The 17,778-nt window shown below is 64.0% G+C and carries 24 protein-coding genes; all 24 read left to right on the forward strand.

Features of this window, described 5'->3' with window-relative positions:
• Nucleotides 1-9 precede the first annotated feature (9 nt).
• The 24 genes from rpsC to KF907_RS07620 all read left to right on the forward strand — a co-directional run bounded on the left by rpsC (nucleotide 10) and on the right by KF907_RS07620 (nucleotide 17,774).
• Nucleotides 10-723, forward strand: a complete 714-nt coding sequence (gene rpsC / locus KF907_RS07505) for a 30S ribosomal protein S3 (protein WP_291219435.1) — start codon at nucleotides 10-12, stop codon at nucleotides 721-723.
• A 3-nt stretch (nucleotides 724-726) separates the two neighbouring features.
• Nucleotides 727-1,140 (forward strand): 50S ribosomal protein L16, encoded by a 414-nt coding sequence (rplP, locus tag KF907_RS07510; RefSeq protein ID WP_291219436.1) that lies wholly within the window; start codon nucleotides 727-729, stop codon nucleotides 1,138-1,140.
• Nucleotides 1,140-1,325: a 50S ribosomal protein L29 gene (gene rpmC / locus KF907_RS07515; protein ID WP_291219438.1), complete on the forward strand. Its 186-nt coding sequence runs from the start codon at nucleotides 1,140-1,142 to the stop codon at nucleotides 1,323-1,325. Before rplP ends, rpmC begins: the two co-directional genes overlap by 1 nt.
• Before the next feature lie 12 nt (nucleotides 1,326-1,337).
• Nucleotides 1,338-1,601, forward strand: coding sequence for a 30S ribosomal protein S17 (rpsQ, locus tag KF907_RS07520; protein WP_291219439.1), 264 nt, complete (start codon nucleotides 1,338-1,340; stop codon nucleotides 1,599-1,601).
• Between the two features lie 27 nt (nucleotides 1,602-1,628).
• Complete coding sequence (rplN, locus tag KF907_RS07525; protein WP_291219441.1) at nucleotides 1,629-1,997, forward strand: 50S ribosomal protein L14; 369 nt, start codon at nucleotides 1,629-1,631, stop codon at nucleotides 1,995-1,997.
• Between the two features lie 13 nt (nucleotides 1,998-2,010).
• Complete coding sequence (rplX, locus tag KF907_RS07530) at nucleotides 2,011-2,325, forward strand: 50S ribosomal protein L24 (protein ID WP_291219443.1); 315 nt, start codon at nucleotides 2,011-2,013, stop codon at nucleotides 2,323-2,325.
• 8 nt (nucleotides 2,326-2,333) lie between these two features.
• Nucleotides 2,334-2,876: a 50S ribosomal protein L5 gene (gene rplE, locus KF907_RS07535; RefSeq protein ID WP_291219445.1), complete on the forward strand. Its 543-nt coding sequence runs from the start codon at nucleotides 2,334-2,336 to the stop codon at nucleotides 2,874-2,876.
• Between the two features lie 25 nt (nucleotides 2,877-2,901).
• The gene (rpsN, locus tag KF907_RS07540; RefSeq protein ID WP_291219447.1) at nucleotides 2,902-3,207 is read left to right on the forward strand and encodes a 30S ribosomal protein S14; all 306 of its coding nucleotides are present in this window, start codon (nucleotides 2,902-2,904) and stop codon (nucleotides 3,205-3,207) included.
• Nucleotides 3,208-3,325: 118 nt separating this feature from the next.
• Nucleotides 3,326-3,721 (forward strand): 30S ribosomal protein S8, encoded by a 396-nt coding sequence (gene rpsH / locus KF907_RS07545; RefSeq protein WP_291219449.1) that lies wholly within the window; start codon nucleotides 3,326-3,328, stop codon nucleotides 3,719-3,721.
• Nucleotides 3,722-3,733: 12 nt separating this feature from the next.
• The gene (rplF, locus tag KF907_RS07550; RefSeq protein WP_291219450.1) at nucleotides 3,734-4,261 is read left to right on the forward strand and encodes a 50S ribosomal protein L6; all 528 of its coding nucleotides are present in this window, start codon (nucleotides 3,734-3,736) and stop codon (nucleotides 4,259-4,261) included.
• 101 nt (nucleotides 4,262-4,362) lie between these two features.
• Nucleotides 4,363-4,722 carry a 50S ribosomal protein L18 gene (gene rplR, locus KF907_RS07555; RefSeq protein WP_291220273.1) on the forward strand — a complete coding sequence of 120 codons (360 nt, stop codon included), beginning with the start codon at nucleotides 4,363-4,365 and terminating at the stop codon, nucleotides 4,720-4,722.
• 114 nt (nucleotides 4,723-4,836) lie between these two features.
• On the forward strand, nucleotides 4,837-5,346 hold the full coding sequence (gene rpsE / locus KF907_RS07560; RefSeq protein WP_291219452.1) for a 30S ribosomal protein S5: 510 nt from the start codon (nucleotides 4,837-4,839) through the stop codon (nucleotides 5,344-5,346).
• Complete coding sequence (gene rpmD / locus KF907_RS07565; RefSeq protein WP_291219454.1) at nucleotides 5,339-5,530, forward strand: 50S ribosomal protein L30; 192 nt, start codon at nucleotides 5,339-5,341, stop codon at nucleotides 5,528-5,530. Before rpsE ends, rpmD begins: the two co-directional genes overlap by 8 nt.
• Nucleotides 5,531-5,558: 28 nt before the next feature.
• Nucleotides 5,559-5,993 (forward strand): 50S ribosomal protein L15, encoded by a 435-nt coding sequence (gene rplO / locus KF907_RS07570; protein WP_291219456.1) that lies wholly within the window; start codon nucleotides 5,559-5,561, stop codon nucleotides 5,991-5,993.
• Between the two features lie 2 nt (nucleotides 5,994-5,995).
• Nucleotides 5,996-7,309 (forward strand): preprotein translocase subunit SecY, encoded by a 1,314-nt coding sequence (gene secY / locus KF907_RS07575; protein WP_291219457.1) that lies wholly within the window; start codon nucleotides 5,996-5,998, stop codon nucleotides 7,307-7,309.
• 120 nt (nucleotides 7,310-7,429) lie between these two features.
• Nucleotides 7,430-7,786, forward strand: a complete 357-nt coding sequence (rpsM, locus tag KF907_RS07580; RefSeq protein ID WP_291219458.1) for a 30S ribosomal protein S13 — start codon at nucleotides 7,430-7,432, stop codon at nucleotides 7,784-7,786.
• Between the two features lie 18 nt (nucleotides 7,787-7,804).
• Complete coding sequence (gene rpsK / locus KF907_RS07585; protein ID WP_291219460.1) at nucleotides 7,805-8,194, forward strand: 30S ribosomal protein S11; 390 nt, start codon at nucleotides 7,805-7,807, stop codon at nucleotides 8,192-8,194.
• A gap of 178 nt (nucleotides 8,195-8,372) precedes the next feature.
• A complete protein-coding gene (gene rpsD, locus KF907_RS07590) occupies nucleotides 8,373-8,999 on the forward strand; it encodes a 30S ribosomal protein S4 (RefSeq protein ID WP_291219462.1) in 627 nt (208 codons plus the stop codon).
• Between the two features lie 29 nt (nucleotides 9,000-9,028).
• Nucleotides 9,029-10,027, forward strand: coding sequence for a DNA-directed RNA polymerase subunit alpha (locus tag KF907_RS07595; protein WP_291219464.1), 999 nt, complete (start codon nucleotides 9,029-9,031; stop codon nucleotides 10,025-10,027).
• Between the two features lie 245 nt (nucleotides 10,028-10,272).
• Nucleotides 10,273-10,659, forward strand: a complete 387-nt coding sequence (gene rplQ, locus KF907_RS07600) for a 50S ribosomal protein L17 (protein ID WP_291219466.1) — start codon at nucleotides 10,273-10,275, stop codon at nucleotides 10,657-10,659.
• Between the two features lie 656 nt (nucleotides 10,660-11,315).
• Nucleotides 11,316-11,825, forward strand: coding sequence for a disulfide bond formation protein B (locus KF907_RS07605; protein WP_291219468.1), 510 nt, complete (start codon nucleotides 11,316-11,318; stop codon nucleotides 11,823-11,825).
• Between the two features lie 72 nt (nucleotides 11,826-11,897).
• Complete coding sequence (locus tag KF907_RS07610) at nucleotides 11,898-13,280, forward strand: class II 3-deoxy-7-phosphoheptulonate synthase (RefSeq protein WP_472843829.1); 1,383 nt, start codon at nucleotides 11,898-11,900, stop codon at nucleotides 13,278-13,280.
• A 64-nt stretch (nucleotides 13,281-13,344) separates the two neighbouring features.
• Entirely contained in the window at nucleotides 13,345-16,476 is a 3,132-nt protein-coding gene (locus tag KF907_RS07615; RefSeq protein ID WP_291219471.1) for an amidohydrolase family protein, read from the forward strand.
• Nucleotides 16,473-17,774: an amidohydrolase family protein gene (locus KF907_RS07620; RefSeq protein ID WP_291219473.1), complete on the forward strand. Its 1,302-nt coding sequence runs from the start codon at nucleotides 16,473-16,475 to the stop codon at nucleotides 17,772-17,774. Before KF907_RS07615 ends, KF907_RS07620 begins: the two co-directional genes overlap by 4 nt.
• Nucleotides 17,775-17,778: the final 4 nt, after the last annotated feature.

The following is a 17,778-nucleotide window of genomic DNA, read 5'->3' on the forward strand; positions in this document are numbered from 1 at the left end:
ACGCTAACGATGGGTCATAAAGTCAATCCCACCGGCTTCCGCCTCGGCGTTTCGAAGGACTGGAACTCGAAGTGGTTTGCCAACAAGCGCGAGTTCGCCGGCTATCTGGTTGCCGACCTCAAGGTGCGCGAACTTCTGAAGAAGAAGCTCGCCCAGGCCGGCATTTCGAAGATCCAGATCGAACGCCCGGCCAAGTCCGCACGCGTCACGATCCATACTGCCCGCCCAGGTGTCGTCATCGGCAAGAAGGGCGAGGACATCGAGAAGCTGCGCAAGGAAGTCTCGCAGGTGATGGGTGTTCCAGCCCACATCAACGTGACGGAAGTGCGCAAGCCGGAACTCGACGCCCAGCTCGTCGCCGAGTCGATCGCCCAGCAGCTCGAGCGTCGCATCATGTTCCGTCGCGCAATGAAGCGCTCGGTGCAGAATGCCATGCGCCTTGGAGCGCTCGGTATCAAGATCAACGTCGGCGGCCGTCTCAACGGTGCTGAAATCGCCCGCTCCGAGTGGGCCCGCGAGGGTCGCGTGCCGCTGCACACGCTACGTGCGGACATCGACTACGGCGTCGCCGAAGCGAACACGACCTATGGCGTCATCGGCGTCAAGGTGTGGATCTACAAGGGTGAGATCTTCGACCTCCACGCTGCCACCCAGGAAGCCAAGGTCGAGGCCGCCGAAGAGCGTGCGCCGCGCCGGGCTCCGGCGGCGAAGCAAGGAAACTAAGCCATGTTGCAACCGAAGCGAACCAAATACCGCAAGGTGCAGAAGGGCCGCAATCCGGGTCTGTCCTACGTCGCCACGAAGGTCAGCTTCGGTGCGTACGGCCTCAAGGCGACCACGCACGGACACCTGACTGCGCGCCAGATCGAGGCGGCTCGCCGCTGCATCACGCGTTTCGTCAAGCGTGGCGGCAAGTTGTGGATCCGCGTATTCCCCGACAAGCCGATCACCAAGAAGCCGATCGAGGTCCGCATGGGCAACGGCAAGGGCAACGTCGAGTTGTGGGTGGCGCCGATCCAGCCGGGTCGCATGCTGTATGAAATCGAGGGCGTGGACGAGACCACCGCGCGCGAGGCGTTCCGCCTGGCCGCCGCGAAGCTGTCCGTGCAAACCCAGTTCGTAGCCAGAACGGTGCTGTGATGGAACTGAAAGAACTTCGGCAGAAATCGGAGAAGGAACTGAACGAGCATCTCGGCGAGTTGCGCCGCGAGCAGTTCAATCTGCGCATGCAGAAGGGTTCCGGACAGCTCACCCAGACGCACCAGTTCGGCCGGGTTCGGCGCGAGATCGCTCGCGTCAAGACCCTGCTTGGCAGCAAGAAGTAAGGACGGTCGGCAATGAGCGAGACACAGAAAAGCGCACGCACCGTCGAAGGCCGCGTGGTCAGCAACAAGATGCAGAAGACGGTGACCGTGCTGCTCGAACGCCAAGTGCAGCATCCGCTGTACGGCAAGATCGTGCGGCGCTCCACCAAGGTGCACGCGCACGACGCCAATGGCGAGTGCCGCGAAGGCGACGTGGTCCGCATCTCAGAGACGCGGCCCATGTCGAAGACGAAGAACTGGCGCGTGGTCGAGATCGTCACGCGGGCCGCTCAATAAGCCCGCCGGACGTAAGGAGCAAGCAACATGATCCAGATGCAGACCACGTTGGCCGCGGCGGACAACAGCGGCGCCCGTGAACTGATGTGCATCAAGGTGCTCGGTGGCTCGAAGCGCCGCTATGCGCAGATCGGCGACGTCATCAAGGTGTCGGTGCGCGAAGCGATTCCGCGCGGCAAGGTCAAGAAGGGCGAGGTCTACGATGCCGTCGTCGTGCGTACGCGCAAGGGCGTGCGCCGCGCGGACGGGTCGCTGATCCGTTTCGACGGCAATGCCGCCGTCCTCCTCAACAACAAGCAAGAGCCGATCGGCACTCGTATCTTCGGGCCGGTCACGCGTGAGCTGCGCAGCGAGAAGTTCATGAAGATCGTCTCGCTCGCTCCGGAAGTGCTGTAACTGGGAAACCGCCATGAACCGCATCCGCAAGGGCGATCAGGTCATCGTGATCGCCGGCAAGAACAAGGGGCAGAGAGGCGAGGTCGTGCGCGTGGTCGGTGACCGCGTGTTCGTTCAGAACATCAACCTCGTCAAGCGCCACACGAAGCCGAATCCCCAGGCCAACCAGGCTGGCGGCATCGTCGAGCGCGAAGCCTCGATCAATATTTCCAACGTCCAGTTGTTCAACTCCGCCACCGGCAAGGGCGCGCGCGTCGGCTTCAAGAATCTTGAAGACGGTCGCAAGGTTCGCGTCTTCCGCCCGTCCGGCGAAGTGATCGACGCTTGAGGTCCGCCATGACGACGCGTCTTGAAACGATTTACCGCGAGAAGATCGTGCCGAAGCTCACCGAGCGCTTCGGTTACGAGAACCCGATGCAGGTGCCGCGCCTGGTCAAGGTCACGCTCAACATGGGCGTGGGTGAGGCCGTGGGCAACAAGAAGGTGCTCGAGAACGCTGTGGCCGACATGGCCAAGATCGCTGGCCAGAAGCCGGTGGTGACGCTGTCGAAGAAGTCGATCGCGACGTTCAAGATTCGCGAGAACTGGCCGATTGGCTGCAAGGTCACGCTGCGCCGCGCGCATATGTACGAATTCATCGACCGCCTGGTCAATATCTCGTTGCCGCGCGTGCGCGACTTCCGCGGCATTTCCGGCCGTTCTTTCGACGGCCGCGGCAATTACAACATGGGCGTGAAGGAACAGATCATCTTCCCGGAGATCGATTTCGACCAGATCGATGCGTTGCGCGGCATGGACATCGCCGTGACCACGACCGCCCGCACCGATGAAGAAGCCAAGGCGCTGCTCGAAGCGTTTGGTTTCCCGTTCCGCAACTGATTCAGCCAGGCAGGAATAGACGGCAATGGCCAAGACTTCCATGATCGAGCGCGAGACCAAGCGCGCGAAACTCGTCAAGCGGCATGCGGCCAAGCGCAAGCAGCTGAAGGAAATCGTCAGCAGCCCGACGGCCTCGTATGACGAGAAGCTCGAGGCCGCCACGAAGCTGCAGAAGCTGCCGCGTGATTCGAGTCCGTCGCGCCAGCGCAACCGCTGCGCGCAGACTGGTCGTCCACGTGGCGTCTACCAGAAGTTCGGTCTCGGCCGGACCAAGCTGCGTGAAGCGACCATGCGCGGCGATGTGCCGGGGCTGCGCAAGGCGAGTTGGTAACAAATCCCGGGATAGGGGATGGAGAATAGGAAATCGTGCAGGCACGCTTTCCAACTCCAGATTCCCGATTCCCCGTTCCCGCAACAAGCGGATATCGATGCTAGTCAGGAACTGAAACATGAGCATGACTGATCCCATCGCCGACATGTTCACGCGCATCCGCAATGCCCAGTTGACGGGCAAGCGCGTAGTGAAGATGCCGTCGTCCCGTATGAAGCAGGCACTCGCCACACTGCTCAAGGATGAAGGCTACGTGGCCGACTTCCAGGTGCAGAGTCGCGAAGGCAAGCCCGAACTCGAGATCGCCCTGAAGTACCACGAGGGCAAGCCGGTCATCGAGCGCCTCGAACGCGTCAGCCGTTCCGGGCTGCGCGTGTACCGCGGCAAGAATGAACTGCCGAAGGTGCTCAACGGTCTTGGCGTTTCGATCGTTTCCACGTCGTCCGGCATCATGACCGACGCCGCCGCCCGCCAAAAGGGCATCGGTGGCGAGATCATCGGCATCGTGGCGTAAGGAGCACAGAACATGTCACGCGTTGCCAAGAAACCCGTTTCGATCCCCAAGGGCGTCGACATCCAGGTGAACGCCGAAGCGATCACCGTCAAGGGCCCGAAGGGTGCGCTCAAGCTGCCGACGCCTCCTGGCGTCGTCGCCGAGATCAAGGATGGTCAGGTTCTGTTGAACGGCAAGACGCCGAACGACATCAAGATGGCCGGAACCGCACGCGCTTTGATCGCCAACATGGTGGTCGGCGTCAGCGAAGGCTACCAACGCAAGCTCGAGCTCGTCGGCGTCGGCTATCGCGCCGCGTTGCAGGGCAAGGACCTCAATCTGAGCCTCGGCTTTTCGCACCCGATCGTGTTCAAGGCGCCAGAGGGCATCACCCTCGAAGTGCCGACGCAGACCGAGATCCTGATCAAGGGTGCCGACAAGCAGTGCGTCGGCGAGGCGGCCGCAAAGATCCGTGCGTTCCGTCCGCCGGAACCCTACAAGGGCAAGGGCGTGCGTTACTCGGGCGAGAAGATCACCATCAAGGAAGCCAAGAAGGCGTAACAGGTCGAATCTGTCATTCCTGTGTGCAGAAGCAACCATGCCCGGTTGCGCTCCACACCGGACTCAGTCCGACCCCAGGCCGATCCGCTTCCTTCCGGAGAATTACAGTGGAAAAGAAGATTGCAAGACTTCGCCGCGCCAAGTCGACGCGCATGCACATCCGCGAACTCGGTGTCGCTCGCCTCAGCGTGCATCGTACCGGCCAGCACCTCTATGCGCAGGTCATGACTCCGGGCGGTGACAAGGTCATCGCTGCCGCGTCGACGGTGCAGAAGTCGGTTGCCGAAGGCCTGTCCGGCACGAAGAACAAGAGCGCCGCCGCCGCAGTGGGTCGAGCGATCGCTGAGCGTGCACTCAAGGCCGGCGTCGACACGGTCGCCTTCGATCGCTCGGGTTTCCGTTACCACGGTCGCATCGCAGCGCTCGCGGAAGCTGCGCGTGAGGCGGGCCTCAAGTTCTAACGGGACGGGGGCGAGGTTCCTCGTCCCCCATCCTACGCTTCAATCACAACTCCAAGCGGCCAAGCCGCAAGCAAAAGTCCGCATCGCCCTGGCGTGCGGCAACATAGGTGAAGCATGTCGACAAATGAACGTGAGAACAGCGACGGCCTTCTCGAGAAGCTGATCGCGGTCAATCGCGTGGCGAAGACCGTCAAGGGTGGCCGTCAGATGAGTTTCACGGCACTGACCGTGGTTGGCGACGGCGACGGCCGCGTGGGTTTCGGCTATGGCAAGGCCCGCGAAGTGCCGATTGCCATCCAGAAGGCCATGGAGCGTGCGCGCAAGAACATGATCCGCGTACAGCTCAAGGAAGGTACGCTCTGGCATTCGGTCAAGGCCAACCATGGCGCCGCGCGCGTATACATGCAGCCCGCATCCGAGGGTACCGGTGTCATTGCCGGCGGTGCGATGCGTGCCGTGCTCGAGGTGGTCGGCGTCAAGAACGTGCTGGCGAAAGCGGTCGGTTCACGCAATCCGATCAACCTCGTGCGCGCGACGATCAATGGACTCACCGCGATGGCGACGCCGCAGCGCATCGCTTCCAAGCGCGGCAAGACGCTCGAGGAGGTGCTCGGCAATGGCTAACGAGACGAAGACCGTGCGTGTGCGCCTGGTCAAGAGCCCGAACAGCTGCAAGGCGGTGCATCGCCTCAGCGTGCGCGCGCTCGGCCTGCGCAAGCTCAACGATGTGCGCGAACTGAAGGACTCCCCGTCCGTGCGTGGCCTTATCAACAAGGTCAGCTACCTCGTCCGCGTCGAAGACGCCTAAGCGTCGTCAGCAAACAGGAACAGCTCTCATGCGTCTGAATACTCTCAAGCCAGCCGCCGGCGCCCGCAAGGCGGGTGTGCGCGTCGGCCGCGGCATCGGCTCCGGCCTTGGCAAGACTGCCGGTCGCGGCCACAAAGGCTCGTATGCGCGTACCGGCAAGGGCAAGATCAAGGCCGGTTTCGAAGGCGGCCAGATGCCGCTGCAACGCCGTCTGCCGAAGGTTGGCTTCCGTTCAAGGAAGTCGCACGAGGTCTCCGAGGTGTTGCTGTACAAACTCGGCGTGCTCGACGTCGAAGTGATCGATTTCGAGGCACTGCGCGCCGCCGGTCTCGTCGAGAAGCGCGCGGAGCGCGCCAAGATCGTCAAGAAGGGTGAGTTGACCCGCGCCATCAAGCTGCGCGGCGTTGCCACGACGGCCGGCGCGCGTGCTGCCATCGAAGCCGCCGGCGGAAGCGTGGAGTAACCGTGGCCGCAGCGCAGTCCAATGGTCTCGCCTCGCTTGGCAAGCTGACCGAGCTCAGGCAGCGCCTGCTGTTCGTGGTCGGCGCCCTGATCGTCTACCGCTTCGGCTCGTTCATCCCGGTGCCGGGCGTCGACCCGGAGGCGATGGAACGATTGATCTCGCAGAGCGGCGGCCTGATCGACATGTTCAACATGTTCTCGGGCGGCGCGCTCAGTCGTTTCTCGCTGTTCGCGCTCGGCGTGATCCCGTACATCTCGGCGTCGATCGTCGTGCAGATGTTCAGTTCGGTGCTGCCGGCCTGGCAGGCGCTCAAGAAGGAAGGCGAGTCGGGGCGGCGCAAGCTGACCATGTATACGCGCTGGGGCACTGTCGGCCTCGCGGCGTTCCAGTCGTTCGGTGTTGCGACGATGCTGCAGACCCAGCCGGGCGTCGTCTATGCGCCGGGCGCGAGTTTCATCTTTGCCACCGTGGTCGGCCTGACCGCAGGGACGATGTTCCTGATGTGGTTGGGTGAACAGATCACCGAGCGCGGTATCGGCAATGGCATTTCGCTGATCATCTTCGCCGGCATCGTTGCCGGGCTGCCCGGTGCGGTCGTGCACACGCTGAGCATGACCAGCAACGGTGAACTGCACCCGCTGAAGCTTTTCCTCGTGCTCGCCGCCGTGCTGGTCGTTACCTATTTCGTGGTGTTCTTCGAGCGTGGCCAGCGCCGAATCACGGTCAATTATGCGCGTCGCCAGGGTGGTGCTGGCCGCGCCTACATGAACCAGACTTCCCACCTGCCGCTCAAGATCAACATGGCGGGCGTGATCCCGCCGATCTTCGCCTCGAGCCTCATCATGTTCCCGGCGACGGCGGCGGCGTGGTTCAACAACTCGAGCGAGATTCGCTGGCTGCAGGCATTGACCACCGCGCTGGGCCCGGGCGAGCCCCTGCACATGATCATCTATGCCCTGATGATCATCATCTTTGCGTTCTTCTACACGGCGTTGGTATTCAATTCGCAGGAAACCGCGGACAACCTCAAGCGTTCGGGAGCCCTGATCCCGGGGATCCGTCCGGGCAAGGCCACGGCCGAGTACATCGACGGCGTGATGACACGCCTGACCGGCATTGGCGCCATCTATCTCGTGGTGGTGTGCCTCGTGCCAGACCTGCTGCGGAATGCCTGGAACGTGCCGTTCTACTTCGGCGGGACTTCGCTGCTGATTGTTGTGGTCGTGGTCATGGACTTCACGGCCCAGATCCAGGCGCACCTCGTCTCGCACCAGTACGAAAGCCTGCTTAAGAAGGCGAACCTGCGGGGGCGCTGAGGGTAGGGCGGGGCGTCGTCGGTCTGGCCGGCGACTGGGGGCCGGGGGTTCCGAAAATCCCCGGTACCGGATAGAATACGAAGTTCACTGCGCATTTAGTTCTTCTGGAGACATTCAATCATGGCGCGCATCGCGGGTGTCAATCTTCCGGTCCAGAAACATGCCTGGATCGGATTGCAGAGCATCTTCGGCATCGGACGTTCGCGTTCGAAGAAGGTCTGCGTGGACGCGGGCGTCGTCCCGACCACGAAGATCAAGGACCTGACCGAAGCCGAAGTCGAAAAGCTTCGCCACGAAGTTGCCAAGTACACCGTCGAAGGTGACCTGCGCCGCGAGGTCGGCATTGCCATCAAGCGCCTGATCGACCTTGGCTGCTATCGTGGCCTTCGTCATCGTCGTGGTCTGCCGCTGCGTGGCCAGCGCACGCGCACCAATGCCCGTACCCGCAAGGGTCCGCGTCGCGCGATCAAGAAATAACCTGCCCGGAATCGCATCATGAACAAGCCGGTTGCCAAGCCGAAGAAGAAGGTCAAGCGCGTCGTCACCGACGCGGTCTGCCACGTGCAGGCGTCATTCAACAATACCGTCGTGACGATCACCGATCGCCAGGGCAATGCGCTGTCGTGGGCCACAGCCGGTGGCGCCGGCTTTCGCGGTTCGCGCAAGTCGACTCCGTTCGCTGCGCAGGTAGCCGCCGAGAAGGCGGCGCGTGCCGCTTCGGAATACGGCGTCAAGACGATCGAGGTGCGCATCAAGGGTCCCGGCCCTGGGCGTGAATCGGCCGTACGTTCGCTCAACAATGTCGGCTTCAAGGTGACCAACATCATCGACGTGACTCCGATCCCGCACAACGGTTGTCGTCCGCCCAAGAAGCGTCGCGTGTAACTTCCGCGGCCGTCGCGGGCCGCAGCGGATTTTGCCGAAGCGATCATGCGTGATCGCGAGAATCAGGAACCGGCCATCCGTGGCCGGGCCAGTTTCACCAAAGCGATCGTCCTTGATCGCGAAGATCAAAAACCGGCCATTCGTGGCTGGACTCTTCAAAAAAATCAGAGATTTCATCATGGCTCGTTATATCGGACCTACCTGCAAGCTGGCTCGCCGCGAAGGCGCCGACCTCAGCCTCAAGAGCCCGGCGCGCGCGATCGACTCGAAGTGCAAGCTCGAGCAGAAGCCCGGCCAGCACGGTGCCGCCCGCAAGGGCCGCCTGTCTGACTATGGCGTGCAGCTGCGCGAGAAGCAGAAGGTGAAGCGCATGTACGGCCTTCTCGAACGTCAGTTCCACAAGTACTACCAGAAAGCCTCGAACCAGAAGGGCAACACGGGCGAGAACCTGCTGCGCCAGCTCGAGACTCGTCTCGACAACGTCATCTATCGCATGGGCTTCGCGGTCACCCGCTCGCAGGCCCGCCAGCTCGTCTCGCATGGTGCGGTGATCGTCAACGGCAAGCGCGTCAACCTGCCTTCCTATCAGGTCAAGGCTGGCGACGAGATTGCGTTGACCGAACGTGCTCGCAGCCAGCTGCGCGTGCAGGAATCGGTCAACGTCTCGCAGGAAATGGATCTCGTTCCGTCGTGGATCGAGGTCGACGCCAAGAAGTTCTCGGGCGTCTTCAAGTCCCTGCCGGAGCGTTCCGACCTGCCGTCGGACATCAACGAGAGCCTGATCATCGAGCTCTACTCGAAGTAATCCATCGCCACCTTTCGGAGCCCCTGTTCATGGCAGGAACGTCCACCAACGTGCTGCGCCCACGCGGCATCCAGGTCGAGCGCATCGGTGCGAATCACGCGAAGGTCGTGGTCGAACCGATGGAGCGCGGCTTCGGTCATACCCTCGGCAATGCGCTGCGTCGCGTGCTGCTGTCGTCGATCCCAGGCTGTGCCGTCGTCGAGGTCGAGATCGACAATGTGCTGCACGAGTACACGACCCTCGAGGGCCTGCAGGAAGACATCATCGAGGTCCTGCTCAACATCAAGGACGTCGCGATCCGCATGCACGGCCACGACGAGACCACGCTCACGCTCAGCAAGAAGGGCAAGGGCGTCGTCACGGCCGGCGACATCAAGGTCGACCACTCGGTCGAAATCGTCAATCCGGACCACGTGATCTGCCACCTGACCAAGGATGTTGCGCTGAACATGCGCCTCAAGGTCGTGCGCGGTGTCGGCTACCAGCCGGCTGTCTCGCGTCGCCAGCCGGATGAGGAAGCGCGACCGATCGGGCGCCTTCAGCTCGACGCCTCGTTCTGTCCGGTCCGTCGCGTGTCCTACCAGGTCGACAGTGCTCGCCTCGAGCAGCGCACCGACCTCGACAAGCTCGTCCTGGAGATCGACACCAACGGTGCGATCGATGCGGAAGAAGCCGTGCGCAAGGCTGCCGAGATTCTGCAGGACCAGATTTCGGTGTTCGGCGACTTCACGCGGCGCGAGAGCGAAGGCTCGAAGGCCGACAAGAGTGGTGTCGACCCGGTGCTGTTGCGTCCGATCGACGATCTCGAACTCACCGTGCGTTCGGCGAATTGTCTCAAGGCCGAGAGCATCTATTACATTGGCGATCTCGTGCAGAAGACCGAAGTCGAGCTGCTGAAGACGCCGAACCTCGGCAAGAAGTCGCTGACCGAAATCAAGGACGTGCTCGGCCAGCGCGGCCTCTCGCTCGGCATGAAGCTCGATTCGTGGCCACCGCCGGGGATCGCGCACGGGATGCAGCTTGGTTGATGCGATCATCCTTGATCGCTGAGTAGCAAAGGGGTTCACCGGACGGAGTCTCCTCGCTCCTGTGAACTCCGGAAGCGGCCACCGTTGGTCGCGGATTTGGCGAGGCGACCATCCGTGGTCGCACATTTCGAGTACAGCCCGCTCTTGTGGCGGGTCGGTACGGGCGAGGAAGAATAAGCGGGTATTCCGCGGGAAACCGGACCTGTGAACCGGGTTCTCATAACAATCAGATCGAGGATTCCACCATGCGTCACCAGAAGTCGGGCCGCAAGCTCAACCGCACGAGCAGCCACCGCGAAGCAATGTTCAAGAACATGGCCGCTTCGCTGTTCAAGCACGAACTGATCCGCACCACCTTGCCGAAGGCCAAGGAGCTGCGCCGCGTCGCCGAGCCGCTGATCACCTTGGCGAAAACCGACGGCGTCGCCAACCGCCGTCTCGCGTTTGCGCGTCTGCGCGACAAGCAGGCGGTGGGCAAGCTGTTCGTCGAACTCGGTCCACGTTTCCGTGAGCGCAAGGGTGGCTACCTGCGTATCCTCAAGTGCGGCTTCCGTCCCGGCGACAATGCGCCGATGGCCTACGTCGAATTGCTCGACCGCCCGCAGACGGCCGCGCCCGCCGTCGACGAGTAAGCGACAGACATTGAGCGACGAAGAGGCCCCGCTCGTGCGGGGCTTCTTGGTTTTGGAACTGCGGCATCGGCGGCCTGGAATGCGAAGGAATTTGCTGATTCGTCGAAGCGCGGCTCCAGGGATACCCTGATCAATCCGACAATGGCGTCACCGTCTTGCGCGGGTGCAGATCAAGGCGCGACGGCGAAGGCAGATTGGCCGTCTGTCGAGCCGGCGCAAGGCCGAGCTGCGCCTGCACAGGACGGCCCCAACCTTCTGATTCCAAAGGACGGGGTGACATCCGCAAGGCCCGCAGCGCGGCGTGCACGGCTCGCCCAGGCAACCAGCCTGCACTTCGCCACGCCCACCGCGCTGCGAACCCTGCAGATGCCCCAACCGTTGGATTCCCTTCGCGGCTGAAGCCGCTCCTGCAAGGCCTTGAATTCGTGGGAATGCCTTCAGCCGTAAAGGGCAAAATCGGAGCATCCTTAACCGCGATGGGGGCTGGTCAGAACATCCGAAATGCACGGAAGTAGTGTATTCAACGGCCGGATGCATTCTGTGTCTCCGGCCTGTTTCATGTTGCGATCAGGCGTGTGCGACGCTTTCGTCGGAACCCGCGGCGTGTCACCCCTGTCTTCGCTTGTACCCATCTCTCCACTGCATCGGGATCTGCCATGACCCTGAACCGCCTTTCCAGCCGCACGGTGTTCGCTTTGATCGCCCTGTGCTGCGGCCTGCTCATGGGCTATGCGCTGTTCGCCCAGCACGTACAAGGTTTCGAGCCCTGCATGCTGTGCATGGTCCAGCGCGTTTTCGTCTGTGCCGCCGGCGTGGTTGCACTTGCCGCCGCCATGCACGGAGCCGCGACCGTGGGGCGCCGTGTCTACGGCAGCCTCACCGCCCTGGTGGCGCTCGGCGGCGCGTACGTCGCCGGACGCCACGTCTACCTGCAATGGCTCGCGCTCAATGCACCGGAGAAGCTCGACGGATGTGCTCCGTCGTTCGAATACGCCTTGCAGAACTACGGTCTCCCGAAGTTCTTCAGCACGATCTTCATTCGCGAGCAGGATTGCGGGGTGATCGACTGGACCTTCCTCGGCTTGTCGATGCCGACCTGGACCTTGTTCTGGTTCGTCATCATCGCCGGAGTTGCGGTGTGGGCGGGGTTTCGCCGCGCGCGCTGACGGTGGTGGCTTTTCCGCGCCCGCGGCTGTGGCATGATGTCGTACCGCATCGCAGCATTCCGGATGGCTCTCATGCAGCGCGAACGTTCCATCACGCCGGTCGCCGTCGCCAACGACTGGACCCCAGCGTCATGGCGGGCGCGCCCGGCGGTGCAGCAGCCAACCTACGACGATCCTGCGGAACTGGCAGGAGTGTTGGCCCAACTTGCCGAGCTGCCGCCGCTGGTGACGTCGTGGGAGATCCTGGCTCTCAAGGGCCTGCTTGCCGACGCCGCGGAAGGGCGTCGCTTCCTGCTCCAGGGCGGTGACTGCGCCGAGAGTTTCGACGACTGTACTTCGCCGCTGATCTCGAACCGCCTCAAGGTCATGCTGCAGATGAGCCTCGTGCTCACGCACGGGCTGCGCCTGCCGATCGTGCGAGTCGGTCGCTTCGCCGGCCAGTACGCGAAGCCGCGCTCGGCGGACACCGAGACGCGCGATGGCAGGGCGCTGCCGTGCTATCGCGGCGACATTGTCAACGGTCCGGCGTTCTCCGCCGAGGCGCGACGTGCCGATCCGCGCCGTCTGCTCAAGGCGCATGCGCGTTCGGCAATGACGATGAACTTCGTGCGTGCACTGATCGATGGCGGTTTCGCCGACCTGCATCACCCGGAATACTGGGACCTCGCCTGGGTCGAGCACTCGCCGCTGCATTCGGAGTACCGGCGCATGGTCGAGTCGATCGGGGACTCGCTCAAGTTCATGGAAACGCTGGCTGGCCGCTCCGTCGACGAGTTCCAGCGCGTCGATTTCCACACCTCGCACGAGGCTCTGTTGCTCGACTATGAGGAATCGCTGACGCGCCAGGTGCCCAGGCAGTGGGGCTGGTTCAACATGTCCACGCATTTCCCGTGGATTGGCATGCGCACGGCAGCGCTCGACGGAGCGCACGTCGAATACTGTCGCGGCATTCGCAATCCGGTCGGCGTCAAGATCGGCACCTCGACGAAACCGGATCAGCTCCTGCGCCTCGTCGAGCTGCTCAACCCGGACAATGAAGCGGGTCGCCTCACCCTGATCCACCGCATGGGCGCCAAGGCGATCGGAGATGCCCTGCCGCCGTTGCTCAGTGCCGTGCGTGCGGCCGGGCGCAAGGTCTTGTGGTGCTGCGACCCCATGCATGGGAATACCGAATCGCTCGGCAGCGGGGTCAAGACGCGCCGCTTCGAGAACATCCGCAGCGAGCTCGAGCAGGCCTTCGACATCCACGCCGCTGCCGGTACGCGTCTCGGTGGCGTGCACCTTGAGCTGACCGGCGAGAACGTCACCGAGTGCCTCGGCGGCGCGCGCGACCTGACCGAAAGTGATCTTCATCGCGCCTATCGTTCGACCGTCGATCCGCGCCTCAACTACGAGCAGTCGATCGAACTGGCGATGCTGATCGTGCGCAAACGCGGTGGAGCACCGGCACACTGAGAGGCCAACTCGGCATCCCCCTTGCGACCGGCTATGCTTCGGCAGTCCTTGCAAGGGGGTTCAGATGATTCGCCAACCAGTCTTACGCTGGGCGTGGTACCGGTTTGCGCCGGGCCTGCTCGCGGCACTCGTCTCTCCATGCGCGCTCGCCGCGCCCGGCATCGAGCCGGTTGAAGGCATCGCCGACCGCGCGCCAAGCAGCTATGCGATCACGCATGCGCGTGCCGTGGTGAAACCCGGCCAGGTGATCGACGATGCGACCATCATCGTGCGCGACGGACGCATCACCGGCGTCGGCGTTCGACTCGCCGTTCCCGGCGATCTGGTCGAAGTCGATCTCGGCGGTCGCAGTGTGTTTGCCGGCTTCATCGACGCGAACGCTCGCTATGGGCAATCGACTGAGGTCACGAACGCCCGTGCCCAAGGCGGACGTGCGCCCGCGGCGGTGTATGCGCGCAGCGGACCGCGCCACTGGAATCGCCTCGTACATCCGGAGGTGGATGTCGCGGATGCCTTCAAGCCCGATGCTGGCGCGGCGAAACCACTGCGTGAAATGGGCTTCGTCGCGGTCCTCTCGGCACCGCAGTCGGGCATCCTGCGTGGCCAGTCGGCCCTGGCTTTGACGGCCGACGCAACACGACCCAATGAAGTCCTGCTGAAAAGCGCAGTCGCGCAGCATATCGCCTTTGAGCAGGGGCAGTGGCCATCAAACGAGTATCCGTCGTCGTTGATGGGCTCGATCGCCCTGGTCCGGCAGACCCTGCACGACGTTCGCTGGAGGCAGTCTTGGGCGGTATGGCAGAAGCGCCAGCGCAATGCCGCAACGATCGAGGCGAACCTCGCCCTCGACGCGCTGGTGCCCTTGCTCGACGGTCGCCAGCCGGCGGTGTTCGCGACCACCGATGAACTCGACATCGGTCGCGCGCTCGCCATTGCCAGCGAGTTCGACCTGAAGCTCGTCATGCTCGGCAACGGGCACGAGTATCGTCGTGTGTCCCGGCTCAAGTCCGCCGGGGTGCCGGTGATCCTTCCTCTGGACTGGCCCGAGGCACCGGCAGTGGAGGATCCCGATCGAGCGCTCGACCTGAGCCTTGCCGAACTCGAACACTGGGAATGGGCGCCGCACAACCCGCGCGTGCTGGCGGAGGCTGGCGTGCCGTTCGCTTTCACCACAGCGGGCCTCAAGAAGCCCGCCGAGCAATTCTGGAGCAACCTGCGCAAGGCGGTGGTGAGTGGTCTTGGCGAAGACGTTGCGCTCGCCGGCCTGACGACGCAGCCTGCCGCGATGCTCGGCGTGTCCGACCGGCTCGGCTCGATCGAGACCGGGCGCATGGCTGCCTTCGTCATCGCCGACGCGGGTCTGTTCCGTTCGGCCGACGCGCGCATCCACGAAGTCTGGATCGGCGACCAGCGCCACGTCATCCGCGCCGGTGCCGGCGATGAGCCGCGCGGCACTTGGACCCTGCAATGGAGCGGTGCCGACGGCGCGCGCGAACTCGTCGTCAGCGGCGAAACGCCGTCGCTGAAGGCGACGCTCGGCGACAACAGCTTCCCGGCGACCTGGAGCGGCACGGAACTGACCCTGTATGCGCCGGGCAAGGCGCTTGGCCGCAGCGGCGAGCGCGTGGCGATCGTCGCCACCTTGTCCGGTGATCGCCTGCGCGGACGTCTCGCCGGTAGCGATGGCCGCGAGGTGCTGATCGAGGGTGTGCGCACGAAGCAGGCTGATGCTGGTGCGAAGCCGGTCGCAGCCGTGACGCGGCCGCCTTCGCCACTGCGCTATCCGGCCGGCGAGTTCGGTGTGCTCGCCACGCCAGCAGTGGAGGACGTCGTCGTGCGCGGCGCAACCATCTGGACCCAGGGACCGCAGGGTCGGCTCGAACAGTCCGACCTGCATGTTGCGGGCGGACGCATCCGCGCAGTCGGGCGCGACCTGGCCGTGCCACGCGGCACGCGCGAGATCGACGCGCGCGGCAAGCACGTCTCGCCCGGCATCATCGATGCGCATTCGCACATCGCAATCGCGCGCGGCGTCAACGAAGGCTCCGACTCGGTGACCAGCGAGGTGCGCGTCGGCGACGTGCTCGACCCGACCGACATCTCGATCTACCGCCAGCTGGCTGGCGGCGTGACCAGTTCCCACCTGCTGCACGGTTCGGCCAACACGATTGGCGGCCAGGCGCAGCTCATCAAGCTGCGCTGGGGCGAGGACGCCGATGGCCTGCGCTTTGCTGGCGCACCGGCGACGATCAAGTTTGCGCTCGGCGAGAACGTCAAGCAGGCCAACTGGGGCGAGGCCTTCAACAAGCGCTATCCGCAGACACGCATGGGTGTGCAGGAAATCCTTCGCGACAGCTTTGTTGCCGCGCGCGCCTACGCGACGGAGGGTGGCAAGGGTGCGCCGCCGCGTAGGCGTGATCTGCGCCTGGAAGCACTGGCGGAGGTGCTCGACGGCCGGCGATTCGTGCACATCCACAGCTATCGCCAGGACGAGATCCTCGGTTTCGTGCGCATCGCCGGCGAGTACGGCATCGTGCCGACGTTCCAGCATGTACTGGAAGGCTACAAGGTTGCCGATGAACTGGCGAAACTGGGTGCCGGCGCGTCGACTTTCAGTGACTGGTGGGCCTACAAGATGGAGGTCGCCGATGCGATTCCGTACAACGGTGCACTGATGACGCGCCAGGGCGTGGTCGTCTCGTTCAACTCCGACTCCGACGAGTTGGCGCGCCGCCTCAACACCGAAGCCGCAAAGGCGGTCAAGTACGGCGGCCTCGACGAGGTCGCCGCGCTCGACCTCGTGACGCGCAATCCTGCGCGCCAACTGCGGGTCGATGCGCGGGTGGGTTCGCTCCAGGTCGGGATGGACGCCGACTTCGTGATCTGGAGTGACAATCCTTTGTCCACGTTCGCGAGAGTCGAGCAGACTTGGATCGACGGGCGGCGCTACTTCGACCACGAAGCCGATACGGCCGAACGCCTGCGCATCGACACGGAGCGCGAGCGACTCATTGCCAAAGCATTGCCTGAGCGTGTAAAGGCGCTTGCGGCGAAACCGGAGGCGCCAGCTGCCTCGCCCGGGAAACCGGCCACGCCGGAGGTTGCCAACACCAATCGTCTCGTCGACCACATCCACACACGCTCGGTCTACCACGCTGGTGAATCGCTCCACGTCTGCACGGAGGCCCACGAATGAACGCGCGCATCCTGCTGGCCTGTGTGGCCATCCTCGCATTCGCATCGAACACAACGGTCGCCGAATCGAAGGCGCAGTTGCTGACCGGGGCGCAGCTGCATACCGTGAGCCATGGCGTCATCGAGCGTGGTGAGGTCCTGATCCGCGATGGGCGCATCGCGGCCATCGGCGCGCGTGTCGATGCGCCGGCCGATGCCGAGCGTATCGATCTTGCCGGCAAGCACATCTATCCGGGGCTGGTCGCTTCGCAGAGCGTGCTCGGCCTGAGTGAAGTCGCAGCCGTGCGTGCGACCAACGATTTCGCCGAGGCCGGCGCAATCACGCCGGAGGTGCGCGCCGAAGCCGCGGTCAATCCGGATACCGAGCTGTGGCCGGTCGCGCGTGCCAACGGTGTGCTGACCGCCCTGATCGTGCCGCGACCCGGCGGTGATGGCGTCATCAGCGGGCGTTCGGCATTGATGCAGCCGGATGGCTGGACGGCCGAGCAGATGACCCTCAAGGCTGCCGCGGCGATGCACCTGTTCTGGCCGAGCGCGCACATGCCCGAGTGGATGCCCGCGACAGCCCGCGAGCGCGCTGCCGAGGCGGCACGCACGAAACGCGAAGCGCTTGAGCGCGCACTGCGTGAAGCGCGGGCCTATGCCGCCGCTCGCGATGCGAAGCGGAACATCGATCCGGACCTGCGCTGGGAAGCGATGCGCCCGGTGCTGGCCGGCACGATGCCATTGTTCGTGCACGCCGATCGGGCAGCGGCGATCCGCGAGGCGCTGGCGTTCGCCGAGCGCGAACGCCTACGCATCGTACTGGTCGGCGGTGGCGATGCCTGGCGCTTTGCCGCCACGTTGAAATCACGCGACATCGCGGTCGTTCTGGGTTCGGCGCACAACGTGCCGATGCGCCGCTGGGAGGGTTACGACACCGTGTACTCGTCGGCCGGCAAGCTCGCCGCGGCCGGTGTTCGCCTCGTCATTGCCAATGATGGCGAAAGCATGGCCTCGTCGAACGAGCGCAACCTGCCCTATCAGGCGGCCAGCTACGCAACGTTCGGCCTCGGTGCCGAAGCGGCCCTGCGTGCAATCACGCTGACCCCGGCGGAAGTGCTCGGCGTGGCCGACCGCATCGGATCGCTCGACATCGGCAAGGATGCCACGCTGTTCGTCGCCGATGGTGACGTCCTCGATGGCCGCACGCGCGTCGAGCGCGCCTGGATCCGTGGGCGCGAAGTCGACCTGACCAGTCGGCACACACGGCTTCACGACAAGTACCAGCGCAAGTACCGCGGTGAAGCCAAGGACTAGGGAT

It is taken from the genome of Dokdonella sp. (assembly GCF_019634775.1).
In the GTDB taxonomy this organism is placed as follows: Bacteria; Pseudomonadota; Gammaproteobacteria; order Xanthomonadales; family Rhodanobacteraceae; genus Dokdonella.